20 protein-coding genes are annotated in these 26,860 nt (G+C 63.9%); 11 read left to right on the forward strand and 9 right to left on the reverse strand.

Annotated features, from left to right (window positions below):
- The first annotated feature begins 550 nt into the window (after positions 1–550).
- Positions 551–2,056, forward strand: coding sequence for an FAD-dependent tricarballylate dehydrogenase TcuA (gene tcuA, locus OXH60_08800; GenBank protein ID MDE0712218.1), 1,506 nt, complete (start codon positions 551–553; stop codon positions 2,054–2,056).
- Complete coding sequence (locus tag OXH60_08805) at positions 2,053–2,934, forward strand: NAD(P)-dependent oxidoreductase (GenBank protein ID MDE0712219.1); 882 nt, start codon at positions 2,053–2,055, stop codon at positions 2,932–2,934. Before tcuA ends, OXH60_08805 begins: the two co-directional genes overlap by 4 nt.
- Here the strand turns inward: OXH60_08805 and OXH60_08810 are convergent.
- Entirely contained in the window at positions 2,898–3,194 is a 297-nt protein-coding gene (locus OXH60_08810) for a hypothetical protein (GenBank protein ID MDE0712220.1), read from the reverse strand. The two genes, OXH60_08805 and OXH60_08810, sit on opposite strands and share 37 nt — an antisense overlap.
- A gap of 163 nt (positions 3,195–3,357) precedes the next feature.
- Here OXH60_08810 and nhaA point away from each other — a divergent pair, with 163 nt between their 5' ends.
- The 3 genes from nhaA (at position 3,358) to OXH60_08825 (ending at position 7,419) form a co-directional block, all read left to right on the forward strand.
- The gene (gene nhaA, locus OXH60_08815) at positions 3,358–4,605 is read left to right on the forward strand and encodes a Na+/H+ antiporter NhaA (GenBank protein MDE0712221.1); all 1,248 of its coding nucleotides are present in this window, start codon (positions 3,358–3,360) and stop codon (positions 4,603–4,605) included.
- A gap of 892 nt (positions 4,606–5,497) precedes the next feature.
- The gene (locus OXH60_08820; GenBank protein MDE0712222.1) at positions 5,498–6,481 is read left to right on the forward strand and encodes a sialidase family protein; all 984 of its coding nucleotides are present in this window, start codon (positions 5,498–5,500) and stop codon (positions 6,479–6,481) included.
- A 404-nt stretch (positions 6,482–6,885) separates the two neighbouring features.
- Entirely contained in the window at positions 6,886–7,419 is a 534-nt protein-coding gene (locus OXH60_08825) for a hypothetical protein (GenBank protein ID MDE0712223.1), read from the forward strand.
- 307 nt (positions 7,420–7,726) lie between these two features.
- Here OXH60_08825 and OXH60_08830 read toward each other — a convergent pair whose 3' ends face one another.
- On the reverse strand, positions 7,727–8,362 hold the full coding sequence (locus OXH60_08830; protein ID MDE0712224.1) for a HipA domain-containing protein: 636 nt from the start codon (positions 8,360–8,362) through the stop codon (positions 7,727–7,729).
- Positions 8,363–8,409: 47 nt separating this feature from the next.
- Here OXH60_08830 and OXH60_08835 point away from each other — a divergent pair, with 47 nt between their 5' ends.
- Positions 8,410–8,688, forward strand: coding sequence for a hypothetical protein (locus OXH60_08835; protein MDE0712225.1), 279 nt, complete (start codon positions 8,410–8,412; stop codon positions 8,686–8,688).
- A gap of 154 nt (positions 8,689–8,842) precedes the next feature.
- A complete protein-coding gene (locus OXH60_08840) occupies positions 8,843–11,467 on the forward strand; it encodes a TonB-dependent receptor (GenBank protein MDE0712226.1) in 2,625 nt (874 codons plus the stop codon).
- A 426-nt stretch (positions 11,468–11,893) separates the two neighbouring features.
- Here the strand turns inward: OXH60_08840 and OXH60_08845 are convergent, their stop codons facing one another.
- On the reverse strand, positions 11,894–12,379 hold the full coding sequence (locus OXH60_08845; protein ID MDE0712227.1) for a hypothetical protein: 486 nt from the start codon (positions 12,377–12,379) through the stop codon (positions 11,894–11,896).
- A 601-nt stretch (positions 12,380–12,980) separates the two neighbouring features.
- Here OXH60_08845 and OXH60_08850 point away from each other — a divergent pair.
- The 4 genes from OXH60_08850 to OXH60_08865 all read left to right on the forward strand — a co-directional run bounded on the left by OXH60_08850 (position 12,981) and on the right by OXH60_08865 (position 18,790).
- Positions 12,981–15,116 (forward strand): TonB-dependent receptor, encoded by a 2,136-nt coding sequence (locus OXH60_08850; protein MDE0712228.1) that lies wholly within the window; start codon positions 12,981–12,983, stop codon positions 15,114–15,116.
- 71 nt (positions 15,117–15,187) lie between these two features.
- Positions 15,188–16,672 carry a hypothetical protein gene (locus OXH60_08855; protein ID MDE0712229.1) on the forward strand — a complete coding sequence of 495 codons (1,485 nt, stop codon included), beginning with the start codon at positions 15,188–15,190 and terminating at the stop codon, positions 16,670–16,672.
- An 81-nt stretch (positions 16,673–16,753) separates the two neighbouring features.
- Positions 16,754–17,314, forward strand: coding sequence for a TonB-dependent receptor (locus tag OXH60_08860; GenBank protein ID MDE0712230.1), 561 nt, complete (start codon positions 16,754–16,756; stop codon positions 17,312–17,314).
- 12 nt (positions 17,315–17,326) lie between these two features.
- A complete protein-coding gene (locus OXH60_08865; GenBank protein ID MDE0712231.1) occupies positions 17,327–18,790 on the forward strand; it encodes a PepSY domain-containing protein in 1,464 nt (487 codons plus the stop codon).
- Positions 18,791–19,429: 639 nt separating this feature from the next.
- Here the strand turns inward: OXH60_08865 and OXH60_08870 are convergent.
- The 6 genes from OXH60_08870 to OXH60_08895 all read right to left on the reverse strand — a co-directional run.
- Positions 19,430–20,128, reverse strand: coding sequence for a hypothetical protein (locus OXH60_08870; protein MDE0712232.1), 699 nt, complete (start codon positions 20,126–20,128; stop codon positions 19,430–19,432).
- Between the two features lie 43 nt (positions 20,129–20,171).
- Positions 20,172–20,996 carry an ABC transporter ATP-binding protein gene (locus OXH60_08875; protein ID MDE0712233.1) on the reverse strand — a complete coding sequence of 275 codons (825 nt, stop codon included), beginning with the start codon at positions 20,994–20,996 and terminating at the stop codon, positions 20,172–20,174.
- Positions 20,993–21,964, reverse strand: coding sequence for an iron ABC transporter permease (locus OXH60_08880; GenBank protein ID MDE0712234.1), 972 nt, complete (start codon positions 21,962–21,964; stop codon positions 20,993–20,995). The genes OXH60_08875 and OXH60_08880 overlap by 4 nt, the downstream gene beginning before the upstream one ends.
- Positions 21,965–22,014: 50 nt before the next feature.
- Positions 22,015–22,929 (reverse strand): ABC transporter substrate-binding protein, encoded by a 915-nt coding sequence (locus tag OXH60_08885; protein ID MDE0712235.1) that lies wholly within the window; start codon positions 22,927–22,929, stop codon positions 22,015–22,017.
- Positions 22,930–22,957: 28 nt separating this feature from the next.
- Positions 22,958–24,928 (reverse strand): TonB-dependent receptor, encoded by a 1,971-nt coding sequence (locus OXH60_08890; GenBank protein ID MDE0712236.1) that lies wholly within the window; start codon positions 24,926–24,928, stop codon positions 22,958–22,960.
- A 1,038-nt stretch (positions 24,929–25,966) separates the two neighbouring features.
- On the reverse strand, positions 25,967–26,860 hold an 894-nt coding region (locus tag OXH60_08895), incomplete at its 5' end, for a metal ABC transporter substrate-binding protein (GenBank protein ID MDE0712237.1).

Here is a 26,860-nt window from a genome sequence, read left to right on the forward strand (position 1 = left end):
GGACGTTTCGATTGGTGACCGGCCGCGGGAACAAGCGACCATAAGCAACGCCGTAAGGCGAGTCATCGCCTACTGCCAGCCGAGTTTCTGGCGCGAGCGGTCAGCCCATCGAGGGCTTCGCGGCGGTAGGAGTCCGTTTCACGGCGAGAGGCGAGGACATCCTCGATGCGGACGCGACAGTGTGAGCCAACTCTGCGGCAGGCAATGCGCCCCTCGTCGAGGAGTTGAACCAATTGCGTCCGCGACCCCCGCATCCGGTCGGATGACCTTCGGGATCGAGGTGATCGTGCCAGCGTCACCGACCGATCGGCGCCCCCGCCCTCGTACCGGGCACTTCGCGGCCTTCGTTCCCGAATGTCTGGTCCGAGCCACGTTGACATGCAGCCACATGCGTAGAGTCGGCTGCGACTACAGCCACAGGGAACGAACTGCCAATGCACCCTGAACTCCAGCTTCCAACCGGAAGAAGGGCGAACGACGACCTGCGCAACCCTCCGGCCGGTTGGGCGGCGAGCGTCGAGGTGCCCCGGCCGTAAAAGGGCCGGACGGGATGGCCGAGACTCTGACAACCGATGTCGTGGTCGTGGGCGGTGGTAACGCCGCGCTCACGGCAGCGCTCGCCGCGGCGGAGGCTGGGGCGCGCGTGCACCTGCTGGAGGCTGCGCCGGAGGAGGAGCGGGGCGGCAACAGCGCCTATACCGCTGGCGCGATGCGCGTGGTATTCGACGACGCCGAGGCGCTCCGCGCGCTGATGCCCGACCTCTCCGAGCGCGAGCTTGTGGAAACCGATTTCGGCACCTACCGCGAAGCCGACTACTACGACGACATGGCACGGCTCACCCAGTATCGGGCTGACCCGGATCTGGTGGAGCAGCTCGTGACCGGTAGCCATGGCGCACTGTGCTGGCTGCGCGACAAGGGCGTGCGGTTCCAACCGAGCTACGGCCGCCAGGCCTTCAAGCAGGACGATGGCCGCTTCCGCTTCTGGGGCGGGCTCGCCGTCGAGGCGTGGGGTGGCGGCCCGGGCCTGGTCGCGGCGCTCTACCAAGCCGTGGAAAAGGCGGGGGTCACCTTGAGCTATCGGGCACAGGCACGCTCCCTCATCGCGGACGACGCCGGCGCGAAGGGCGTGCGTGCGCGTGTCGAGGGGCGCAGCGTCGACGTGCACGCCCGCGCCGTCGTGCTCGCATGCGGCGGCTTCGAAGCCAATGCTGCCTGGCGGGCACGCTATCTCGGCCCCGGCTGGGACCTAGCCAAGGTGCGCGGCACCCGCTTCAATCAGGGCGACGGAATCCGCATGGCGCTGGAGGCCGGGGCTATGCCGGCCGGCAACTGGTCCGGCTGCCACGCGGTTGCCTGGGACCGGAACGCGCCGGACTTCGGCGACCTCGCCGTGGGCGACGGCTTCCAGAAGCACAGCTACCCCTTCTCCATCATTGTCAATGCGGACGGCGAACGCTTCGTCGATGAGGGAGCGGACTTCCGCAACTACACCTATGCCGCCTATGGCCGCCGGGTGCTGGAGCAGCCGGGCCAGGTGGCGTGGCAGGTGTTCGACGCGAAGGTGAGCCACCTGCTGCGCGACGAGTACCGGATCCGGCAGGTGACCCGGGTGAAGGCTGACACGCTGGAGGCTCTCGCGGCCGGGATGGAAGGCATTGACGGCGCGCGTTTCCTGGCGACCGTCCGAAGCTACAACGATGCCGTTACGACGGACGTTCCCTTCGACCCGACTGTGAAGGACGGCCGCGGCACCCACGGGATCACGCCGCCCAAGACGAACTGGGCCAACCGGATCGAGACCCCGCCCTTCGAGGCCTACGCCGTGACCTGTGGCATCACCTTCACCTTCGGCGGTCTCGCGATCGATCCAGAGGCTAGGGTGCAGGCCGTCTCGGGCGCGCCCATCCCGGGCCTCTTCGCGGCTGGCGAGCTGGTTGGCGGGCTCTTCTACGGCAACTATCCGGGCGGCACCGGTCTGGTCTCGGGCGCGGTCTTCGGCCGCCTCGCCGGTGCCGGCGCAGCCTGCTTTGCGGAGGAGGGTGGGGCGACGTGAACGGCGAGCGTATCGGTTTCATTGGCGTCGGCGTCATGGGCGAGCCCATGTGCCGCAATCTCGTGCGCAAGCACGACGGGCCGGTGATCTGCTACGACCTCGACTCGGCTCCACTGGCGCGGCTTGCCGCCGACGGTGCGCGAGTCGCATCCTCACTCGCCGACCTCGCCGACGGTACGGATATCGTCTTCCTGTCCCTCCCCGCCGGCCGCGAAGTGCACGCGGTGTGTCTCGGCGGCGGCGGCCTGGTTGAGCGGATGGACGCCGGGTGCATCGTGGTCGACGCCAGCACCGCGCCACCGGCGCTTGCCCGCGAGCTCGCCGGAGCCTTCGGCCGGCGCGGCATCGCTTTCGCCGATGCGCCGGTTGCCCGCACCCGTCAGGCCGCCATCGACGGCACGCTCAGCGTCATGGTGGGCGGTGAGGCAGAGGTGGTGGAGCGTCTCCGCCCGCTGCTGGGGCACATTGCCAGCGACGTGACTCATTGCGGGCCCGTCGGCAGCGGGCAGGCGGTCAAGATCCTGAACAACATGATCCTGTTCCAGAACGTCCGCGCGCTGGCCGAGGGGCTCGCGATCGCGCGCCGCCAGGGAGTCACACCGGAAGTTTTCCTGGAGGCGGTGAGCCGGAGCTCGGGCGACAGCTTCGCGCTCCGGAGCCACGGCATGAAGGCGATGCTCCCGGATCACTACCCGGAGGGTGCGTTCCCCGTGACCTACGCAATGAAGGACCTCGACTATGCGCTCGAGCTCGCAGCGGAGGCCGGGATCGATGCTGCGGGCGCCACGCTGGTGAAGGCGGTGTTCGACGAGGCCGCCGAATGCGGGCTGGGCGCGCGCTATCACCCGGTCATCGCGACCCTAATCGACCGGAAGTAGACCACCTGACCGGAACGGGGGCGCGCCAGGCTGTCGGCGCGCCTCGGACGGCCGCCATGCGAGCGTTCCACCGCCCGCTTCGACGGTTTGCCGGCTGCTCTCCGCCGCTGCCACCGGTTCCTGAGGGCCGCGACCCGATCGGTGGTACCGGGCAAGTGAAACCGGAGAAATCCTCCCTGGGTGTTGGAGAATCCGCCGGAGAATCGCTCGGGCGCCGGTCGACGCTCCGCGAACTGGAGATCGCGTTCATCCTGCGTCATGCTAGGCAGGCACGCAGGTCCCGGATGTCCGCAGGAAGGTGGGTCTCCGAGTCTGTTCCGGGACCGGTGCCATCCCTCCTGCCGTGATTCCCGTGCCGGTGCCGGCCGGCCGGGGCTCCTGTCCGGCACGCCTGTACTCGCCTCTGTAGCAAGGGACGCCGCCATGAACCGGCCTGCGCAGTCTTCCCCGATCGGTTCTGCTCTCCGCGAGTTCATCCGCCTTGAAGGTGCCGGTGGCCTCCTGCTGCTCGCCGCGGCAATGGCGGCCCTGGTCGCCGCGAACACGCCCCTGGCCAAGGCATATGCCGGACTGCTCGACACCACCGTTGCGGTCCAGGTGGGCGCGCTCGTGATCAAGAAGCCGCTGCTGCTGTGGGTGAACGACGGGCTGATGGCCGTGTTCTTCTTCCTGATCGGCCTCGAGGTGAAGCGCGAGTTCGTCGAGGGCGAGCTCGCGTCGGCGAACCAGGTGGTGCTGCCCGGTCTGGGCGCGCTCGGGGGGATGGCGGTCCCGGCCGCCGTCTATGCGGCGCTGAACTGGGGGGATCCGGTTGCCCTCGATGGCTGGGGGATCCCGGTTGCCACGGACATCGCCTTTGCGCTGGCCCTGGTCGGTGTGTTCGGGCGGCGGGTGCCGACCGCCCTCAAGGTGTTCCTGCTTTCGCTTGCCATTTTCGACGATCTCGCGGCGATCGTGATCATCGCGGTCTTCTACTCGGCGGACTTGTCCTTGGAGGCGTTGCTCGTGGGTGTCATCGCGCTGAGTGTCGGCCTCTCCTTGAACCGCCTCGGCGTGACGCGTACGACGGCCTATGTGCTCGTTGGGGTGGTGCTGTGGGTTGCCATGCTGAAGTCCGGCGTCCACGCGACGCTTGCCGGGGTGCTGATCGCCTTCTGCGTGCCCCTGCGTTCCCCGGAGGGACGGTCACCGCTGAAGGAGCTGGAGCACGATCTGCATGCACCGGTCGCGTACGCGATCCTGCCGGTGTTCGCCTTTGTCAACGCGGGATTGGCGCTGGGCGGGATCGGCCTTCAGGACGTGCTCCATCCCGTGACGCTCGGCATCGCGGCAGGGCTGTTCCTCGGCAAGCCAATCGGCATCGTCGCATTCGTCGGCCTTGGTGTGCTGTTGAAGGTGGTGACCCTCCCGCGGGGCGTGACCTGGGGTCAGATCCTCGGCGTCGCATGGGCGTGTGGCATTGGGTTCACGATGAGTCTGTTCATCGCTGGGCTGGCCTTCGAGCACGGAAGCGGGGCGTACTTTGCGGGGGACCGGTTGGGGATCCTGATCGGGTCGGGCGCTTCTGCGGTCGCGGCCTGGCTGGTGCTGCGCTGGAGTCTTGGGCCAACGAGACGGGGCAACCACGGGGTTGGTACCGGTGCAGACGGACGTGAAAGCGAGTTTCGTTGACGTCAAGGAGCGTGTGCCGCGAGTCCGTATTGAGAGTTCTGGCCCGGATTCTCGGGTGGGAGCGTTGGCGGGTGCAAGAGGCGACGGCTGCCGATCCGCGGTGGCGTGGTGGAGGCTCAGCGCGGCCACTGTCAGCCGGCGACGGCCGACCTTCCTCGATGCGCTGGCTGATGGGCTCGCGATTGCGCCCCGCCAGGGAGGCACGCCCTAGACCGTTCTGGAGGCAGTAAGCGGCTGCTCCGGCGACAGCCTCGCGCTCCGGAACCACGGCATGAAAGGGATTCTCGCGGTGCGCTACCCGGAGGGCGCGTTCCCCGTGACCTACGCGATAAAGGACCGCAACTAAGCGCTCGAGCTCGCTGCGGAGGCCAACGTTAACGCCGCAAGCGTAGAGCTGGTGAAGGCGCTGTTCGACGAAGCCGTCGAGAGCGGGCACGGCGATCATGACCACCCGGTGATTGCAATCCCGATCGACCGCAAGCAGCCCACCTGACCGAAGAACGGAGCGCCCAGGACTCGGATGGCGGCATGCTCTTGACCACCATGCGAAGCGAGCTTTTTCCCCCGCTGTTCGGCGACTTGCTCTCCCGCCGCATCCGCCGCCGCGAGCACCGCCGCCGGAGCTCCGGCGGCGGTGGCCGAATTCTTCCTTGAGACCGTAAATCAGGAACGATTGGACCCCCGAGGACGCGTCCCTCGAGCCGCCAATGCCTCATTCACGCGGGATTGACCGCTTCGACCCCGCTTGTCGCGAATTCTGTGCCATTGATTGCCGTCTCTTGGAAGCTCCCGCAGGTGTCGGCATCATGGGGCGCGGGATTGCTCTGCAATTCAATACGGCCCGGGTGGGTCAGTATTGACCTACCGTCCAGCGGCCGGGGAGCGAAGCAACATGGAAGTTTGCGCAGGAACCAGCGAAGGCGTCTTTATCGTGGCGGAGGGGGCTCCCAAGCAGGTTCTTCGGAGCCGTGACGTCCGCGAACTCGTTCGTATCGACGGATCCTGCTTTGCCGGCACGGACGACGGCCTGTACGTGTCGAACGACTCTGGCCGGACGTGGGCACCGTCAGGTCTCCAGGGCAGGGAAGTGTGGCAGGTTCGCACCGATGGTAGCGGGACACTCTACGCGGGGACGGCGCCCACGGGGCTGTTCCGGAGCGACGATCATGGGGCCACTTGGACGGAGGTCGTGGGCCTCGCGCAATTGGCAGATGCCGGAGGATGGCAGATTCCTCTGCAGCCACCGGTCGCGGCACGAGCGCGCGCTCTGGTCGTTGACGGTATGCGCATTCTGGTCGGCGTCGAAGTAGGTGGCCTGGCCCTGTCCGAGGACGCTGGCGAGACCTGGTCCGTAGTCCTGCCTGGCGACAACCCGGACCTGCACATGCTGTTCGCGCACCCGGCGGAGCCGGACACCCTGTACGCGTCCACCGGGTACGGACGCTTGGACGGGGTGGCGGAGATGGTGGAAGGCAACGCCGGAGTATTTCGATCCGACGATGGCGGCCGCACCTGGACCTACGCGTGGAAGGGCATTGTGCCGCGCTACTCCCGGCCGATGTGCATCGATCATCGCGCGCCGTACGGGCTGACCGTCGCAAGCGCGCCCTCAGCATTTTCGAACTGTCGCGAGGAGAACGGCGCGCAGGCCATGCTGTTCCGGTCCGAGGATAGCGGCGAATCGTGGCGTTCACTGTGCGATGAGGCCCATTCCCCGAGCGCCGCCAACTTCCATGGTCTGACGGTGGACCCGAAGGCGCCGGGAGGCGTGTTGGTCGGCACGGATACCGGGGAGGTATGGCGCGTCAGCGACAGGGCCGGGTGGGAGCTGTGCGGCGAGGGAATGCCGACCGTACTTTCCCTTGCGGCGGCCTGACAGTTTCGCGACCCGGCAAGGTCGGATTTACGCATGATCACAATAGCTTCGCAAAGGGACTTATATGCCTAACTGCGCACACGGCTTGGCACTGCTAACACCAAGACGCGACAATCTGAAACGTAAACCCTGTAACTAACGACGTGATCGCCAACCCGTCATATAGATTTGACTTTCGACGCCATTGCCGCTCCCGCAGAATCTGAACTCGATCTTGCTCGCGCTCTTCGGCCGTGAGATCGTCATCGTCCTCTACTAAATCTCGATTCAACGCAAATTGCACCCTGCTTCGGCGAATTGCGTCCGGTAACGAGAATCGAAACAAGATGCACACCCCAACGATATCCAAGAGCAATCCCGCGGTGTTCCAAGTCTGACTGGACCTGTCTAGGAATCATGACGAAATCTGCTGCGCATTTGATTGCACCCAATCCCCGACCAAAGGCTTCCGCACCATGCTGGAAACCGCCATCGTCAAGAGCCGCAAAATGGACGCCATGGAACGCGTCCGCATGGACACCATTCTGGAAGAACAACTGCTGGGACAAGCGGATCTCACGACCAGCAGAGGTGAGATCGGCAATCTGATCGGCATCGACTACATGATCTTAAGTCCCAATGAACTTCACTATTGGGCGCCTCACCCCGTGAAGCGGATCAAGGTCGACTTTCTGCTACGCCGAGGCAATGAGCTGGCGGCGATCGAAGTTATGTCCCAGCCCCGCTATCGCACCGGCATGCTGCCGGGACTACGCGCGATCGGGGAACTCCCGGGGTTGGTGCGGCGGGTGCTCGTTTACGGCGGCAAGCGGTCGTTTCGGCCCGAGAACGGTATCGAGGTGTGGTCTGTCGCGAGACTGCAACAAGTACCGGCCGGAATTTCCCTCTGGCCCGGAGACACGCAGCGGGGCACATGGCCATGGTCAAATGGGCACTAGCCGGACTGATGCCAGGCGGGTTGTTCATGGTGGCTGAGGAAGAAACTGCCTAACTCGGCTCGACCACCCGATCCTTGCCGTGACCGATCCCACAACCTGAAGGCCGCAGGTTCAAATCCTGCCCCCGAAACCAGAGGCACGGTAGGTCAGCCCGTAAATGCCCTGTGTTTGCTAGAGGTAGCCGGGGTCCGCTGCCGGACTCCACGACCGCTCGGGAGTTGATCGAACTCGTGTTATTCGCGTCGAGCGTCGTGTGCGCCCACTCGACGCCCGTAACGCCGAAGGCGCCGGCACGGGAGAGTCTCCATCACCGCAGGCTCTCCGCCGTGCCTTCGAAGACGAAGTCATTCAGGAAGATGCGTCGGCCGAACAGGTTGCGCTCGACGTCCGTCAATGAGGCTTCCTCGCAGATGTTGTCCCATCCGCCCCGGATGCTGTCAATCTGCCAGGCGATGATGTCCTTCGCTGCGTTGTCGCTGAGCTGGAAATTAGGCGCGGCCGCAAGGCAAGTCGCAAGCGTGCTCGCGCGGTTGTCTCCGACAATCAGCATCGCCTGGCTGGCCACGTTGCCGGTACGGCTTTGCGGGCAGAGGTCATAGGCGGGTGTCAGCGTCAGGTGTTCGCCGTCCCAGAAGCCCGCATGGTTGCGGGCGTGATCGTCGGTGTTGCCGCACAGGATGTTGAACACGAGGCGTCCGTACAGCTGGTGCAACGTCGCCTTCGGCGAAGTGAAGCGGTGCCGAACGATTTCCGCGAGGTCTTCGTAGCCAGCGTAACGCGCCATCATTTCATCGAGACCGAACAACGTCAGCGCGGAGACCATCGCCCTGCGCGTCCAGCCGTCGTTCGTCTGGGCGCGGTCGAAGCGCTCGAGCTGGCGCGCATGGACCATGCCGGCAGCGATCAGCGCCACGGCGCCGCCGGTGATGAGGTCGACGAACATGGTCGGGGCAGGGTCGTCAGGGTGACGATCAGATAATCGCGTCGGAGGTGGCGCGCGCGGCCGAGCAGGTTCCAGTCGATGAGGCCCTCACCGACCCGCCGGCATGGCTGGCCATTGCGCCCATCCCACCGGCGACCACGGCCATCTCCGGGATCGTGAGGGTCAGCAGCGTCGCCCTCTCCACCAATATTTCCGCCGGAGAGTGCGAGCTCCCGTCGGCAAAGCAGTTACGGAATTCGTCGGCGCACGGCTCGAGCAGTGCGAAGAAGTCGACTTCGGGCTGTCAGGAGCACGAAATCGAGTGGGTAGCTTCCGGCCTGCGGTAGATCACCATCGGATACTCCCAATCCCGCGACGCTCCGGCCGCTCCTCAACTTGGCCAGGCGACCGTCAGCGCATTAGCATTGGCCAGTCAGTGGGGCTGGTCACGCGGCGATCGAGCAACGCGCCCAATCGATACCAGTCGGGAATACTTGAGACATGATATCGCTGTCAGGCACGCGGATTTCGCGCGCGTTGCCCCGTAGCCATCGCGCGCCAGCCCTGTTTCGCTTGGTCGCCGCCCTTGCGGTCGCGGCGGCTGGTCTAGTTCCGGTGGAGGGGCGGGCGGCGGAGGCGGGAGCCACCGTGGCGAGCCATGTTCCGCAGGATCCTGCCAGTGCGGTGCGCCCCCTGGACGTGATCGATCGCGAGGATATCGCGCTGTCGGGGATGCGCACCGTCTCGGAACTGCTGTCAAGCCAGAGGCGGTTCACCCGCTACGGCTTGCTGAGCCGACAGCGGTTGAGCCGGTTCGGCGTGCACCGGACACTGCTTCTCGAGGGGCGGGTCGCCTACCTCGTCAATGGCCGACGGATCGCCGATTCCGCCGTCGATCTCTTCACCCTGCCGGCATCGGCGGTGGAGCGGATCGAGGTCCTGAAGGGAGGCGCCGCAGCGCTCCACGGCGGGCACGCCGTTGCCGGCGCGATCAACATCGTACTCAAACGTGGCGACGACGGCGTCGAGGTCACAACCGTTGCCGACCGACCAACGCAGAGGGGCGGCGACGTGGAGCAGGCGGGCATACGGTGGGGAGGCGCGGTGGGCCGGGGCCACTTGACCGTGATTGCCGATGTTCTGCGACGCGAGGAAATCCCGGAGGCCGCGCGCGCGTACAGCGCTGCCAACTGGACGCCGGGCGGTAGGTTCGCCGATGCCGCCGGCATTTCCGTGGGCGGCAACACCGTTTTTGTCGCGACACGGAGCTACGACGACGACAGCGCCCTCACATCGGTGCATGTCCCCGGCATCACGGGACCCTCGATTGCGCGTCCCTTGGGCGGTTGCCCGAGGGACCGGTACGCAGGCGTGCTCACCGAGCCCCTCGGCACCCCCGGCACGGGATGCGGATTCTCGTATGCCGACCGCGCGTGGGGCATGCAGCACGAGGGGCGGCAAAGCGTGTTCCTCGCTCTCGATCACCCGCTCGGCAGTCGCACCGATGCCTATCTTGACATCCGGGTTGCGGGTGGCGAGAACCGGGAGCGTTACGCTCCTGCTGTCGGCACCTTTTCGGTTTCGTCGGAGGCTCTCAGGGAAGTCCTGCTGCCCGATCCCGACATAGATTCGCTCCCCAGAACGGTCCGCGTATCGCATCGCTTCCTCGGCCACGGCGACCGGGAATGGCGCACGTCGCTCGAAGAGCACGACGTCGCACTCGGCCTGGCGGGGAAGTCCGCGGGCGTCGGCTATGACGCGCATCTCCGGTACTATCGCCGCGACGCCGGCGGCGTCGGCAACACGTTCGTCAGCCGGAGCGCCATTCAGGAATTCATCGATGCGGGCCGCTACGACCTGGTGAACCCGTGGTCGCCTGGCAACCGGGACGCCTACCGGGAGACGGCGCTGCGGCAGTTTCGCGTCCGGGTCACCGACCACCGGACCCTTCGCGTCTCCATGAACGGGCCCATGTTCGCGCTCTCCGGCGGCGCTGCCCAATGGGCAGCCGGCGTCGAACTGTCCAGCGAGAACCGGCGTGATGTCCACGAGTATCGGGATCACTCCGACCGGCTTCACGATGCGAGCGATGCCCTGGGGGCCGGCGGTGGCCAGGCGTCGGGGGATCGGAGGCGCGGGTCGGGTTTCGCAGAGTTGCGGCTGCCTTTCCGTGCCAACTGGCACGTCGCGCTTGCGGGGCGCGCCGATACGCACGATGACGTGGGCGCGGCCCATTCGCTCCAGTTGGCGAGCCGGCTGCGCCTACACGATGCGGTGGCCTTGCGCGGTTCCTGGGACCGCGGGTCCAGGGCGCCCAGCCTGTACGAGCTGCACCTGCGCAATTCGGATGACTTCCCGTACGTGTGCGATCGGAGGTCGCATGTTGGCGCGCTCGCAACCTGCCCCGTGGAGCAGTTCCAGCGGGTCAGCGGCGGCAATCCGCACCTGGAGCCGGATCATGCGGAGAGTGTGTCGTTGGGAGTCATGCTCGGCCTCGGACCGCTGACATTGAGCGCGGACTGGTTCCGGATTGCCCTGTCGGACGTGCCGGCCCAATTGCTCCCGCAGTCGATCATGGATCTCGAGGCGAGGGATGCTCTGCCGTCCGGCGTGGCGGTGGTCCGTACGCAGGAAGGCAGGGTCGAGAGGATCATCAGTCCGATCGTCAACAGCGGCGAGACCGACGCGGCAGGCGTCGACGTGCAGGCGCGGGTCGGCTGGACCACCACATGGGCGGACCTGGAGCTTGATGCCGGGTGGCTGCACCGCACGCGCCACGAAACCCGGGTGGTCGGCCAGCGGCAGCCGGGTGATCACCCGCGCGATCACGTTCACGGGTCGTTGCGCATGAGCCAGGGCAATCTGACCGTGAATTGGAGGGTTTACGCAGTCTCCGGCTACTGGAACGCCCGCCGGACCGGTCGCTTTGACAACTGGGTGGGCCAAGATCTTGCAATCCGTTGGCGCGACGCCTTCGGGCTCGGCGGTTTCGACGTGACCGGCGGCGTCCTTAACATCGGGGACCGGGGCCCGACCATCGATCCCACGGATCCTGATGCCCAGGATGTAAACCTCCACTCAGGCCGGGGCCGCACGATCTTCCTGGCTGCCACGAGGACATGGTGAGGAGTGGTCGTGACATCCGCAGTGGTGGCCGACCGATTCGCTGGCGTCAGCGACCTGGTTTGGCCCGGCCGCCCCGGAGGCGGTGAAACGCCGACGACCGGGGGCAGTGGAGCATCCGTGTCGACGATCAGTGGTGAAGCTGCTTCACATGACCCGAGGGCTGCACCGTAGCGTCCGGGTTGGAATGGTCGACTACCGCTGACGGAAGGAAGCGTGGCGATCCCGCCAGATTTCTGGGCCACGGTGACCGTCCAGAGGAGGAGTCGGTCCGAGTTTCGCTCCCTCCATTCGAGTAGGGGCGGGGGGGGCGCTCCTGGCGGCCGGTTGCCGCTGTCACCAAGACTAGAGCGCGGGATCGTGCGGTCCCGAGCCCGCTCACGCGCCGCGGGCACTGGGTCCACTGTCGTCGCGCCTAGCCAAACTTCGTCACCTGCGCGTCAGGATCCGACCGAGTAGCCCTCGCGCGGATCGCGCGGCCGGCGGTCCTCTGCCGGAGGCCTCCATCAGTTGCGCGGCCAAGTCTGGGGTCGTCCGGTAGTCGCTGATGGCATAGGCGGTCGTCTTCACCGCCTTGTCGAACAGGTCTGCAAACAGCGCCTGAAATTGCCCCGGCGCGACCTCGATCCGGTGATCCGGATCCCAGACCGTAAAGTACTTGAGGCACTGCCGCTCCGTTCCGAACATCTGGCCATAGGGCCCGCAAACGAGGGCGTGCGTGATGCGCCTTCGACTTCCGTGCGCCTCCTTGGCTCGTGCAATCTGCTCCGGAGTCAAGATCACCAGGGTCAGGTTGTGCTTCATTGTCGTCTTTCCGGTCAGCGCGCCGGGGAACAGACCATGGAAGACGCGCGACGGCAACATATAGACCAGATCGGCACTATCGAAACCCGCACACGCGATAATCGCATCCACACCGCAGGACAAGGTTCCATGCAGAGCAGGCGCTCTGGGGCGTTCGGGCGCGCGTCCTCAAGCATCGCTTGGCTGGCCAGGCGAAGAATGATGGGTTCGCCGATAGCCACCACGTCGTTAGCAAGGCTAGGCGGGGAAAGCGCTTGTGAGGCCCGCTTAGGCAACTTCCGCGCAGCACACGGCTGTTGCCAGCAATCATATGGAATGTTATAACATAACATTTCCAAGGAGCGGTAATGGTTTGAGGCCATGACGGTCCTGTCGTTCCAGCCCCGACCCCGCACCGCTTCCTGTCACGGCCGGCCACATGTGCAGGCTGAAACGGTAGCACTGAAAAGGTTCCTCCACGGTGCGCGCGGGGTCGGGTGCTGCTTCGACGGGGTATTGAGCGAGACCGCCGGTCTCACAGATCCGGCCCCCATCGTCCACACCCTTACCCCCGATCCTGTTGGCACCCGGCGCCGTCGCCTGGACGGGGCCATCGCCACGGTCGGCGACCATGTACCCAGACCAGTCGAGAACGGCATCGCTCATATGGACCTTGCAACGCCGGTTGATCAGACGGGCGACCGGCGCGTCTTAACCACGAGAGAGAACTCGCATGCTTAACCCCGCGTTCCGGACGATCGGGACCTTATACGTACTGGTTTCGCTGGCCATTTCGCTAACAACCGAAGCAATGGCACAGGACAGCCAACCAACCGAGGACATCAATGCCCAAGATAACGGAGTGACTCTCGAAAGGATCACTGTCTATGGCACGCCCGTTGATGCTGTCAGCGAGACCGGCAGCCGCTTGGAGCTATCCGTCAGGGAAACACCGGCAACGGTGGACATCATTCAGGGCGATACGATTCGTGAACGCATGGATACGAGCGTGATGGAGGCCGTCACCCGCTTCGGTTTTACCAATGATGCACACCATGCGAATGGTGGCCAAAACATGGCCGCCAGAGGCTTTCATGGTCAGGAGACTGTCACCAAGTTGTACGATGGCACCAATTACTATAACGCATACAACACCATTACCTTTCCCTTCGATACTTGGGGCATCGAGCGTATAGAGGTGCTGAAGGGGCCTTCCTCCGTACTGTACGGTGAAGGCGGCATTGGTGGCGCGTACAACGTTATCCCCAAACGACCACAGCAGGAACACAGTGGTGACATGCGCATATCTACCGGTGAAGACGACACCCGTTTCATCGGTCTCGGCCTGACCGGCGGTCTCGCCGACAACCTCGCGTACCGGCTCGATTACAGTAGCAACAAGTCGGATAACTGGGTGGAGAGAGCTGACAGCAAGACCGAGATGATTTCCACCTCACTGCTATGGCAGGTCACCGAGGATTTCTCACTGACAGCACGCTACGACTATGGTGATCAGGAGCCTATGCGCTACTCTGGAACACCACTGGTCGACGGGAAGTTCCCCACTGAATTGCTGAAAAGGAACTACGATGTCAGCGATTCGGTGATCCGCCACAAAGAAAGCGTTGCCCGGATTAAAGCTGACTGGAATATCAGTGAACGCCTGTCCATGCAGTCTGAGCTGTACCGCCTGGAAAGCGACCGTTTCTGGAAACTGGTCGATCGGTACACATACGATCGGGCGGCCGGCACGGTTACGCGCGAGTATCCGCTGGTCATTGCGCATGACGTCGAACATAACGGCTTTCGTACCAACCTTGTGTTTGATGCCGGTGACGGCGGGCGGAAGCTGAAAACCTCGGCAGGCTTTGAAATCAACGATGTAACCTTTATACGGCCAACCAATTTTGGCGGTGGAAATCCCAATGGAGTTGATTGGGGCAATGACCTTGATGTCGTCAATGCCTTTAGTTTCAACCCCGGCCTGTTCTCCGATTTGACCGATGCAGTGACCAGAACGGAAACTATTTCTGATGTCGCCCAATTCGCTGTGTTTGCGGAGGGCCAGATCGGCCTCGCCGAATCGCTGACGCTGGTGCTGGGACTGCGTCATGAGAACGTTGAAGGGGATTACAACGATATCAGCAATCCGCCGACCTTCGAGCAGAACTTGGACGCCCTGACAGGCCGGGCAGGACTGGTCTTTGATCTGAGCGACACTACGGTGCTGTACGCTCAGTACGCTACCGGTGCGACCCATCCGACCGGAGGCATCGTGAGGGTCAACCGTACAAACCGGGACGTCGGTTTTACCAAGAGTGAGCAGGTTGAAGTCGGTATCAAACAGAGCCTGCTGGGTAACCGCTTGCACTGGACACTGGCCTGGTTTGACATCGTCAAGAATGACCTGATTGCAGATAATCCGAATCCCAGCGAACCCCAGATCATCATTCCAGAGAAGACTTCCCAAGGTGTGGAGCTTGGCCTGACCTATGCGCTGACCAATGCCTTGCAGTTAACTGCCAATGGGACGTTGGTGGACGTGGAACGAACAGCTCTTGGCTGGCAAGTAGATGCACCTGAAGAAACCTACAACCTAGGTCTTGCTTGGGCTCCGCTGGACGAGTTGCTGGTATTGGCCGATGCCCGCTATGTCGGTAAGCGTTTTAACGTGGACAACCCGATTCCTTCGTACACAGTTGTCGACACCTCTGCACGCTGGCGCTTCAATGAGGATCTGTCCATGGCGCTGCGCGTCGACAACGTATTCGATGAACTTTATGCTTCTACCCTCTATTACAGCGCTCCCCAGTGGCTGGTCGGCAAACCGCGCACCGTCAGCCTGACCTTGGATTATCGCTTGTTTTGAGCAATGCCTGATACGCGCCGGCCCGGGCTTATGGCCGGGCCGGCCGTTTGCCGAGGGTTGCCGGGAAACTGATGCGCTGGCTTTACCTTTCTCATCGCTGGCTCGGTATCGGCATGTGCCTGTTGTTTGCCATGTGGCCCCTGAGCGGCGTGGTGATGATGTACGTCGGTTTTCCGGAACTTACCGCGAAAGAACGATATGCCGGTCTGCCTGTCCTTGACGCTGAGCACATTCGCGTCGGGCCGTCGAAGCTGTTGCAACATGCCGCTCCTGACGTTCCAGTCACACAATTCAGATTAAGCAATGTTTCAAGCCGCCCTGCTTATTTGTTGAAACAGGCGGAACATCCCTGGCTAGGGCTCTATGCGGACACCGGTGAGTGGCTGAAAAGACCAACAGCTGAGGATGCCGCAAGCGCAGCCAGAACGTTTTTTCAGGCTCGACAGGCTGAAGGAGAATCGATTGAAGTTCTTTACCAAGGTATGCTGGAGATGGATCAGTGGACGGTTTCCAGCGCGTTGAATTCACACCGGCCGCTGCATAAAGTCGTATTGCATGACACTGCCGCAACCTGGCTTTATGTATCTTCTGGCACAGGTCAGGTGGTCCGGGATGTAACTCGTAGTGAACGTGTGTGGAACTGGCTTGGTGCCAACTTGCACTGGATTTATCCGGTGCAGTTACGTAAGCACAGGACGGTGTGGGCAAATGTATTGGTTGTACTTACCCTGGTGGGACTAGCCTCGGTACTAAGCGGCAGTATTATTGGTGTCATGCGCTTGTGCGTTCGACGGCGCTATCGGGGAAACAACGTGAGCCCCTATCAGGGCGTGATGAAACTCCATCATATTGCTGGTTTAGCCTGTGCATTTTTCTTGACGACATTTATGTTCAGCGGGTTCATGTCGATGACGCCTTGGGGCCTGTTTGATGCGAAAACCAGCTTTACTCAACAATTGTGGCGTTACCAGCAACCGGGTGATATCAGAAATTTAGAGGCGGTCTATTCCACTGCGGAGGAAATCCGTCAACTGTTGCAACAATACAAGACTGACGATATCAAGGAATTGAACTGGCATTGGATTGCAGGGCAATCCTTGCTTGCTCTGAATCATTCTCCTGATGTGTTTCGGTCTGTGTATGGAGAGTACCAGCTTACCGAAGCCAGCATAGCTCCACAGATAAAATCGGCGATAAGCCATTTGCTCCCTGACAGCGAAGTAGCATCCATGGAGTACTTGGAAGACTATGACAACTACTATTATTCGCATCATGAACGTTATCGCCCGCTGCCGGTGATAAGGGTCATATTTTCGGACCCTGAATCGACATGGTTTCATATTCATGCACAAACAGGCCAATTACTGGGGCGGTTAACTTTCAAGAACCGCGTACAACGATGGCTGTTTAACGGACTGCACACACTGGATTTCAGTGTTCTAATCTATCACCGGCCGCTGTGGGACATCTTGCTTGTGCTGCTATGCAGCACCGCTGCATTGTTTTCGCTGACGTCCATCACTATTGCCTGGCGACGTCTGAGGATAGATCCCTGAATTTTCCCAAACCTTGATTGGAAAAGGTGATGGAGGAATTATTTTCACGCGACATAGTTGAGAGCCGGACCCATAATCTGGGTGTCGCCTTACGCTTCACTTACTCTGTCGCTGGACATCGGCTACGGCGCATCAAGCGTGAGGCGGGAGTCGAGCATCGGCTGCAGGGAGTCCAGGGACGTAGAGCTAGCCGCTTCCGTCCCGGCCTCCGAGCAGTGGGAAATTGCTGCCAACGCAGCCGATACCGATGCCGCGTTCAAGCGGCCGGCCAACTTCGATAGTTTCGCCGCCAACACGCCTTCAAACGTTCCGGAATGGACGTTCAACCTCTGGACATCGTACTGCAGTATCGCGGGAACGCCGGCGGAAGTCGGCGGGGCCGCGCGCTACGTCGGTGAGCGCTTCGGCGACGACGCGAATGCCGTGACGCTGGCCGACTACGGGATTGCGGACGCGTACGCCGCGTGGGACGGCGAGAATTACCGTGTAACAGCCTCCCTCAGTTACGTATTCGACACCGACTACGTTCCTTGGTCCGACGTGTTCTATCTGCAACAGACCGATCCCAGTGTGCCGTATGCAAATCATTTGATTCTTGGCTCCCCCCGAACCTGGGAGCTTGGCATCGAGTACTTTTTCTAGGAGAGCACGCCAATGAACCTGGGGACGTCCACCGTGCAGCGGATCCTCGTCCAGCTTCACCGTTGGATAGGTATCGTTCTCTGTCTAATGTTCGCCGCTTGGTTTGCGAGCGGGATCGTCATGATCTACGTGCCGTTCCCGCTGCTGCCGCTCGCCGATCGGATCGATCGGGCTGAGGTAGTCGACATAGACAGAATCCGGGTTACCCCGACTGAGGCTGTCGACCTCGCGGATTCCAGTTCAAGCGTCGGTATTCGCCTGCGGAGCCAGGATGGTCGACCGCAGTATGTGATAGCTGACAATGGACGGGCAGTCGTTGTCCAGGCCGACACCGGCGAACTCGCCGCCACGCTCGATTCAGCCAGCGCCGGTCGAATCGCACGCAAGTTCTCGGGAATCGCTACGCAGAGCGTCCATGGTCCCGTTCAGTACGACCAATGGGTCGTTTACGGTGCCTTTGACGAACTGCGCCCATACTACCGTGTGCGTCTCGACGATCCAGCTGGTACGGATCTTTATGTTTCTGCCATTACCGGGGAAGTGGTCCAGCGCACCGCACGGTCACAACGTAGATGGAACTACGTTGGCGCCGTAGTCCATTGGATTTACCCGACCGTGATCCGCAAACATTGGGCGCTTTGGGACCAACTGGTCTGGTGGGTGTCCCTCGCAGGCATCGTGTTGACGCTCGCCGGAATCTACCTCGGTATCCTGCGATGGCGGTCCGCCGCCCGTAGCGGTCAACGTGGCCTGTCGAGCCCGTACCGTGGCTGGATGAAGTGGCACCACATCGGCGGTCTGACCATCGGCGTGGTTGTCCTGACCTGGGTCTTCAGCGGCTGGCTGTCGATGGATCACGGACGGCTTTTCTCGACGCCGTCACCCACACGAGGTCATGTTGAGCGCTTCACCGGGATGAGTGTACGGGCCGCGGCCGATATGATTCGGATCGACGCGCTTGCCGATACTGCTCCGTTCTCCCATGCGGAAATTGGCGCGTTTGCCGGGTCGCCGGTACTCAGAACGGCGGGTCCGAATGGACCTAAGTTATGGCGACTGTTTGATAACCAACTGCAGGAATATCGGCCGACCACTGCCGAGGTCTCGGCCGCTGTGGGCAATGCCTGGCCCGGCTACGAACCAGTCGATTCCTATGTCTTGGGCGAAAGTGACATCTACACAAGTTTGCGCAGTGGGTCGCTTCCACCTGACACAGTTCGTATTGTCCTTAACGATCCCGCCGATACGTGGGTACACGTACATCCGACACGAGCCGAGATCATTTCGATCATGGATCGTAGCCGGAGAGTGTACCGGTGGTTGTTCAACGGATTGCACAGCTTCGATTTCCCGGGAATCGTTGATCGCCGGCCGCTGTGGGACGTGCTGATGATCGCGCTGTTGAGTTGCGGCTTTGTTTTCTGCGTCACCGCGATCGTGATCGGATTTCGGCGAATCAAACAGACCACACGCTGAGCCGCGAACCCGGCCGAAGTTGGCTTCCAGCGAGAGCCCCTAGGCGCGACCCGTGACAGGGATGCTCGCTGCCCCGGAGGGCAGACTACTGAAACGGTGGAAGAGAGGGAGGCCGCCATGCGGGAGGCTGGCGCCGAGCGGCAGCAGCTGGGTTGACGGTGGGTGCCGCGTCGTCGAGTTGGCGCACTCTGCCAACTGGCGGCACCCACGACGTCCAGTTGCAGCGACGGTCCGTCCGGATACTGGCTATGCATGGATGCAGTTCCTCGCTTCCGACTAGGCCGCACTTTGTAGTTTTTGCGCTCGCACTGCACCCACCGGTCGCGGTTGAACAGGACCGCGCAACTGTCCGGCAACGTCGACGCCATCCATTTGCCTCGCACCCTGATAATCGCGCGCCGCGCCGCGTCGAGACCGAGTCGGTCGTGTGCGGACCCCCGCATGCGCTTGCCGTCGATGTCTACGCCGCGTCGAATTCCAAATCACTTCACATGCCGGGGTGAATCGAGATTCCCCAGGCGGCACGCACCCTTCAGTTCGCGGGACTTCGACGGCCCTGCAGTCTTTCCGTCGGCGCCCACCTGCGAACCCATCGGAGAGGTGTCGCCTATGCCCCGGCGCAACTTGCTTGGGCACAGGTCAACCGTCGGTCCGCCAATCGATCAGAGCGACATCGCCCCAAGTGCCTGGCGCACGCTCCACCGAATACAGCCGCAGGCGGTGGCAAATCTCCAGTTCCCGCAGGACATCGGCGAGAGCATGGGCGCGCTCGCGCTTCAGGAGGCGCCCGTTGAGCTGGACGTGCAGTGGCGGCGCGTAGGGGGCACCGACGCTCTGCACCAGGACGACGCACCGGGCCGCAAAGCGGTGCATCTTCGACAACGAGGTCGCAATATCTTCCATGCGATAGAAGGCGTTGCATCCGAACACGACGTCGGCCTCCAACTCCGGCGCATCCTCCCAGCTGCAGGGCCAGAGCCGGGGCGCCTCGCTGGATCGTGCCTCCTCCCAGCGGTGCAGAAACTCCGTCCGCATGGCCAGCGAGGGCTCGACCGCAAAGATCTCGCCAACATGGTTGGCGATCCGCCGGGTGAACGAACCGGATCCGGACCCGATCTCAAGCACTCGGTCGCGGGGCCGCAGCAGTGGCAGGAGGTCAGTGATCAGCACATCGGCGTGCTGCGCCAGTGGGCTCCGCTCGTCGTAGTCTGGCGCATAGCCGCGCCAGAAGGCTTCCTCAGCCGCCTGGTCACGCCAACGCTCGTCGCGTTCGGCCTTCTGGGCGAAGGCCATTTTCCAGAACGCCGACGGTGTCAGCTCGCGGGCCGGTTCCCCCATCTCCCCCTCCTCGTCTTTTTGACGGCAGGCAGGCAACTGCCGATCAACCGAGGTCATCCCGGCCAGGCAGCAACGCCCGTCCCCAAGACGTCGGGTACGTCTCGAAGCGAACGCCGAACACCTTCGCGAGAATCCCGGAGTCCAGGATGTCCTCGTTGGTTCCGCAGACCACGATCCGGCCTTCAGCCATGACCGCTATGCGATCGGCGAAGCGCAGCGCGAGGTTGAGATCGTGCAGCACGACAAGCGATGCGACATCGGTCAAGCAATGGCGCAGGTACTGCATGGTTCTGAGCTGATGGGCGGGGTCCAGACTGGCAATCGGTTCGTCGGCGAGCAGCAGGCTAGGCCTTGCAATGAGTGCCTGCGCGAGCAGCGCACGGGCGCGCTCGCCGCCCGACAGCGAGGCGAATTGGCGGTCCAGCAGCCCGGTCAGCTCGAGATCCTGAAGCAGACCGCTCGACTCGTCTGCCGTATCGCCGGCCGCGGGTACGGGTGGTCGAATCGCGCTCCATCCGAGTGCCGCCAGGCCACGTTGCCGGCCGATGTCCAGGAGGTCGGCGACGCTCAGTTCCCAGTGCGGTGCGAAGAACTGCGGGAGATAGGCGATGCGGCGCGCCCTTTCTTCCGCCGGAAACTCGGCCAGCCGGCGACCTTCCAGTTCGATCCCTCCGCTCCACGCCATTTCGATGCCGCCGAGACATTTGAGGGCACTGCTTTTGCCGGCCCCATTCGGGCCGACCAGTGCGAGCAGTTCCCCTGCGAATACCTCGAGTGCGACGCCGTCCAGCACCGGGCGACGGGCTTTGGTGAGACGCAGATCTGACAAGCGCGCAAGCGGGTCGGGTTTGGCGGGCGTTTGGGTCATTGACGGCTGCGCCTTGCCAGAATGAGCATGAAGAAGGGCGCGCCGATCAGGGCGGTCAACAAGCCAAGCGGAATTTCCGCCGGCGGAAGGAGACTGCGCGCCAGACCATCAAGCAGGGCCAGGAGAATGCCGCCCACCAGGGCCGAGGCCAGAATGAGCGGGCCGTGGCGCGGCCCAAGCGTCCAGCGCACCAGGTGCGGCACGATCAGACCGACGAAGCCGATCGTGCCGCCCCAGGTGACCGCGAGCGCGACGAGGGCGGAGGCGAGCAAGGTCGCCACTACGACGAAGCGCTCGACGGGGAGCCCCATGTTGCGCGCCACGTCGTCCCCGAGGCCGAGGACATCGAGGCCGTGGGCAAGTCGGCGCGCGAACACCAGCAGGAGCAGGCTCGCCAGGGCGATGTAGCCCAGCTCGCGCCAGAAGGGGGTCTGGATGCCGCCAAGCGTCCACGACAGCACGACCTGGAGGCTGATCGTCTCGTCGGCAAGCGCCAGCATCAGGTAGCTGCGCAGGGCGCCGAGGAATGCCGCCATGGCGACGCCGGCCAGGAGCAGTCCGGCGGTGTCTCGCACCTGGGCGATGCGAGCCAGCAGGAGGACGGCAAGCGTTGCGCCGAAGGCGCCCACAAACGACAGGATCGGCAGCAGAAGCAGCGGGGAGACTGCTTGGAAGAGCGCGAGCCCCGGGACCAGCAGCGCGAGGGTGGCACCGAGCGCGGCACCCGGCGCGGTCCCGATCAGGAAGGGATCGGCCAGCGGGTTGCGGAAAATGCCCTGGAAGATCGCCCCGGCCGCGCCGAGCAACCCGCCGACCACGAAGGCGGTCAGCACGCGCGGCAGCCGCCACTCGAACAGCAGACGGTCCAGGGGATGATCGCCCGCCGCCGGCCGGAGCAGATCCAGCAATCGGCCGGGGCCGAGCAATTCCGGCCCGAGCATCATGGCGAACCCGATGGACAGGAGCACCGCGGCAACGAGAGCTGCCAGCCAGCCGGTCGGGATGGCAAGGATGCGCGTCAAGTCCGGCGGGTCGCAACGAGATCGGGGTGCAGCGCACGGGCGACGCTGCGCACGCCCTCGACGACGCGGGGCCCCGGGATCAGGACCAGGCCACGCGGGATCGCATCGACCCGCCCGGCGGCGACCGCCGGGATACCGTTCCAGTGGGGGCGCTCGCGAAGGGCAGCGACATCCGCCTCGCTACCCGCAACGAGGATATGGTCGGGATCCGCTCGGAACACGGCCTCGCCGCTCACCTGCGAGAGACTCGTGCGGTTGCCGAAGACGTTGAGCCCCCCGGCGTGGCGAAGGATGTCGTCGGTGTAGGTGCCGGGCCGGACCGAGAGGTAGCCGGCACGGCCGGCCGCGCCGGTCTCGAAGTAGACCCGCTTGGGCGGCCGCGACGCGAAGCTCTCGGCCAGTGCCGAAAGTTCGCCTTCGATCGTCTGGATCAGCGCCCGCGCCTCCCGCTCGCTGCCGATCGCGCGCCCGACCAGAGCGATGTTGGCCAGGATGCGCGCCAGCGTCGGATGCTCGAGGACGATTACCGGAACGCCAGCCAGGCGCATCGGCCGCAACAGCCGTGCGGCCGCGTGCCGCGAAGGTGTCACGATGACGAGGTCGGCGCCCAGCCGGGCGATGATGTCCGGGCTGAAGCCGATGCGGTTGCCAATGCGCGGCCGGTCGAGGACCTCCGGCGGATAACTGGTCAGACCGTCGATCGCGACGATGCGCCCGGCGCCGCCAAGTGCCGCAACGATCTCGGTGTTGCTGGAGAACACCGGCACGATGCGGGCAGGCCGGCGGGCGATACGGACGCGCCGGCCCAGCGCGTCGGTCACCTCGCGCGGCCAGCCGCCGTGCGACCCCGCCATCACCGCACAGGGTGCGGTGATGGCTACCGCGAGGGTCCCGGCCGCGGCCGGCAGCAAGCGGCGTCGAGTGAGCTTCATCAGGACATCAGAAGGTGACCCTGATGCCGGCGGAGAAGAAGCGCCCGCGCATCGAGTTGCCCCGGCCGCCGTTGGAGTTCGAGGGGTCGGAGATGTAGGGCTGTTCGTCGATCGCGACGAACATCGGGTGCTGGTTCTTGTCGAGCAGGTTGGTGATCCCACCGTAAACGGTGACCCGGTCAGTCACGTTGTAGTGGCCACGCACGTTGAAGACCCAGTAGGCATCCTTGCGGTGCACGAAGTTCCTGGCCGGCTCGGCGGTCGGCAGCAGTCTTTCCTCGGTATCGTAGTAGAACGGCCCGTACAGCAAGCTGACCAGACTGAAGCCCCAACGCTCGCGCCACTCGTAGCCGAGCCGCAGGGCAGCCAGGTATTCGTTCAACCGCTGCAGTTTGTGACCATAGGGGCCACTGTCTCCGCGGTCGATGCCGTCGGCCAGCAGCTTGAAGTTCCAGGTACCGTCGGCGCCGATGGTGAGACGTTGGTCCGCCAGGCCGAGCCAGGGCGCGGCGTCAAGCTGGGCCTGCACCTCGATGCCTTGGACTTCCGCATCGCCGTCGGCGTTGAGGAACTGACGAATGTCGTCAACGTACGGTCCGGTGGTAATCCGACCCTTGATCGTCTGATCGAAGACGGCGGCGTCGAAGAAGAGGTTGCCGGGCGCGTACGTGAGGCCGACTTCAAACTGCTCGCTCTCCTCGGCATCGAGGTCCGGGTTGCCGCGGGTAATGCGATCCGGTGTCAGCACCGCTGAGGACTCGCCAGCCAGCTCCCGGCCCGTCGGCGCGCGGAAGCCCGTGGCATAGCTTGCCCGGGCCTTGAGGCCGGGCAACACCGCGTAGGCCAGGCCGACACCGTAGGTCGTGCCGTCGAAGGTGCGGTCGGGTTCGCCGCTCAGGTTGAGGTTTGGCGTGTCCCTTCGGCTGAGCTCGTTGCGGGTATACCGCACGCCTGCCCGCCCGGTGAGCCGGTCATCGAGGAAGGACTGGGTGAGCTCGGCATAGCCTGCCGTCAGCAGGTTGTCCTCGTTGTTGTCGTAGTGGGCGACTTGCGAGACCGGTTCGCCGCTGACGGAGGTGCGTGTGCGAGTGCCGCGCAGCTGGGATGACTCGCCGTCGAAGCCCACGAGCAGCCGCGTGGTCTCGGTCAGTTGGAATTCCGGCGTCAACCTCGCCCCGTATGCCGTGAGTTCCCGGCGAAGGTTGTCCGTATCGAATCCTCTGACTTCGGAGCCCCAGTGGAAGGAGTCGACGTCACGGAAGGCATAGACCTGGGCATTCAGGTCGATGCCCAAATCATCCAGCACGCCGGCGTAGGACAGGTCGACGGAATTGTTCCAGCGGTCGTCGTAGTTGTCGTAGTCCCAGGAGGAGCCGCGAAACCCCGCGTCATACACACCGTGGGTGCGCAAAGTGAGATTCAGCCACTGGCTGGGGCCGAGGTCCCAGTTGAGGGCGGCGAGTGCGCCGCGCCGGTCCACCGCGGTGTTGATCTGTTTCGAGGCACCGGAGCCGCCGTCGAAGTCGTCGCTGGTCATACCGTTGACTCCGACATAACCGGCGAGATTCCCGGCGACGGCGCTACCGTACTCCGCCTTCGCCCGGCCGAACCCGTAACTGCCGGCTTCGATCGAGGCCGTGCCGCCCGAGACGCTCCGGCCGTCGCGGGTGATCAGGTTGATGACGCCGCCCATCGCCTGGTTGCCGAATGCGACCGAGGCGGGGCCACGAATAATCTCGATGCGATCAAGCTGGTCCGGCGAGAGCTTCGACAGGTTCGCCGTGCCCGCCCGGCGGCCGTTCAGCAGCACCAGCACCTGGCCCCGGTAGTCGCGGCCCTGGCCGTCGCCGCGTGCGCCACGCATGGTGATCGAGGTCTGGCCCGGGGTCCACTCGCTGAAGAAGGCGACGGCGCGCTCCCTCATCAGCTCGGTGACCGAGTTGTCGAGCGATTCCCGCAGATGTTCCGAGTCGACCACCTGAACCGTGCTGGCGATCTTGCTGAGCGGCTCAGGGCGGCCAAGTCCGGTTACGACGACTTCGTCGAGGCTGATGATTCGGCTGTCGGCCTCCGGTGACTGCGCCCAAGCGGACATCGGATTCGTCAGCGCTGCCATCAGTAAGGCGGCCACCACGACGGGCAACTTGTCGCGATACATACGGTAAATTGCGTTCATGTTGTTCTCCCGATTGTTGAAATTCTGTTGCAACTGCTCAGGAAGCCCCTCCATGGCGCTGCCACTGGAGCCATCTCGGTCCGGCTGTGGTGATCGACGGGTTCTCTCTTGTCCCGGCGACACGGCGAAACCGACGATGGGCCCGGATGACATCACGGCAGGCGTTTCAGTGGTCGCCTGCACTCGTGCTGCGTCCGACCAAGTGGGGAGCAACGAGATCCCCATACTTCGACGCGTGCGGTCGGGGACGCTCCACGCGACGGTGTGGCTCGGCGGAAGCATGCCTTCACCCGGAGACATCAGCGCCCTCCACGTATGGCGGCACACGCCCGACGATGCTCGCGCGGAGTGGCTTCGGACGTCGCTCCCTTGGCATGAACCCGTCTCTGGTGCCGATGTAGAGCGAGACGCACTCCACGATGTCACGTGTGCTTTTGCCCGGGTGCTGATCCGCAAAGAGGTACGTCCACGCCCCGGGTGATGTGAGCGCAATTCCGCAGGGGCGCGGGCATAGGCTCAGGCACGCGGCGGACCTGACCTCCACGTGGTGACCCAATGGGCTCTCATGGAACGTCGCGCGAAGCTCTCGATAGAGTTTGGCGCCGGCTCGATTCTCCCGTGGCTCACGCGGAGAGCCAGGCGCCCTACAGGACGTGCACACGTGAAGGACGGATGAACGACAGGTGCCCTGAGCAATCGGCGGCCCTTTCGCCAAGACCGAAGAGGCAGTCTCGGTCATGCTGACTCCTTTGCCAGGCGCCGGGTGACCTCAGCCCGGGCGGTGATAACAATCTGTGTCACGCGACTGTCAGTCCCGGCGTTCGAAGGCTGCGCCGAGCCTCACGATGCCAGCGCCCGCGCGAGCGTCGTCGCGTTGTGCCGCATCATGTCGAGGTAGGTGGGGGCCGGGCCGTCCGGGCCGGACAGCGCGCCGGGATAGAGCGTGCCGCCTATGACGGTGCCCGTCTCGTCGGCGATTCGTTTCAGGAGGCGGGGGTCCGCAACGTTCTCGATGAAGACGGCCCGAATGCCCTGTTCCCGAATCTGCCGGACCAGACGGACAACATCGTGCGCGGAGGACTCCGACTCGGTGCTGAGCCCCTGCGGTGCGAGGAAGGTCAGCCCATAGTCGCGACCGAAATACTGAAACGCGTCGTGGGAGGTAACGATGGTCCGACTCCCGACGGGAAGCCCGGCAACAATCCTGCTGATTTCCGAGTCGAGGGCCTCAAGCTCATTCACGTAGGCCTCACGATTGCGGTAGAACGCGCTGGCGTTCCCTGGATCGGCCTTGGCCAGCGCCGCGGTGATGCTGTCCACGTACACTGCGGCATTGCCGAGGCTCTGCCATGCATGGGGGTCGAGGGCGCCGTGATCATGGCCGTCGTGATCATCGCCCTCGGTGTGCGTGCCGTGGCCGGCTTCGCCGTCGCGAGCGTGCGTGTTGGCGCCGTGCTCGTAAGTCATCGGCTCGATGCCGTCGGTTGCCACCACCTGGACACCGCGGAAGTCCGAAGCCTCGATCAGGCGATCCAGCCAACCTTCAAACTGCAACCCGTTGACGACAAGGATTTCCGCCTCGCTGATGGCGCGCGCATCGGCCGGGGTCGGCTGGTACACATGCGTATCCCCGTCGGGGCCGACGAGCGTCGTGACCGCGACGTGCTCGCCACCGATCTGCTTCACCATGTCGCCGAGGATCGAGAAGGTGGCGACCACCGGGATCGGGCCGTC

Source organism: Rhodospirillales bacterium (assembly GCA_028824295.1).
In the GTDB taxonomy this organism is placed as follows: domain Bacteria; phylum Pseudomonadota; class Alphaproteobacteria; order TMED109; family TMED109; genus VXPW01.

Coding starts and splice junctions, on each gene's coding strand:
- OXH60_08870 (MDE0712232.1), bottom strand. CDS start 20,128: ATGGGGGAACCGGCCCGCGAGCTGACACCGTCGGCGTTCTGGAAAATG.
- OXH60_08830 (MDE0712224.1), bottom strand. CDS start 8,362: ATGTTCGTCGACCTCATCACCGGCGGCGCCGTGGCGCTGATCGCTGCC.
- nhaA (MDE0712221.1), top strand. CDS start 3,358: ATGAACCGGCCTGCGCAGTCTTCCCCGATCGGTTCTGCTCTCCGCGAG.
- OXH60_08850 (MDE0712228.1), top strand. CDS start 12,981: ATGCTTAACCCCGCGTTCCGGACGATCGGGACCTTATACGTACTGGTT.
- OXH60_08855 (MDE0712229.1), top strand. CDS start 15,188: ATGCGCTGGCTTTACCTTTCTCATCGCTGGCTCGGTATCGGCATGTGC.
- OXH60_08865 (MDE0712231.1), top strand. CDS start 17,327: ATGAACCTGGGGACGTCCACCGTGCAGCGGATCCTCGTCCAGCTTCAC.
- OXH60_08820 (MDE0712222.1), top strand. CDS start 5,498: ATGGAAGTTTGCGCAGGAACCAGCGAAGGCGTCTTTATCGTGGCGGAG.
- OXH60_08840 (MDE0712226.1), top strand. CDS start 8,843: ATGATATCGCTGTCAGGCACGCGGATTTCGCGCGCGTTGCCCCGTAGC.
- OXH60_08875 (MDE0712233.1), bottom strand. CDS start 20,996: ATGACCCAAACGCCCGCCAAACCCGACCCGCTTGCGCGCTTGTCAGAT.
- OXH60_08810 (MDE0712220.1), bottom strand. CDS start 3,194: ATGACGCAGGATGAACGCGATCTCCAGTTCGCGGAGCGTCGACCGGCG.
- tcuA (MDE0712218.1), top strand. CDS start 551: ATGGCCGAGACTCTGACAACCGATGTCGTGGTCGTGGGCGGTGGTAAC.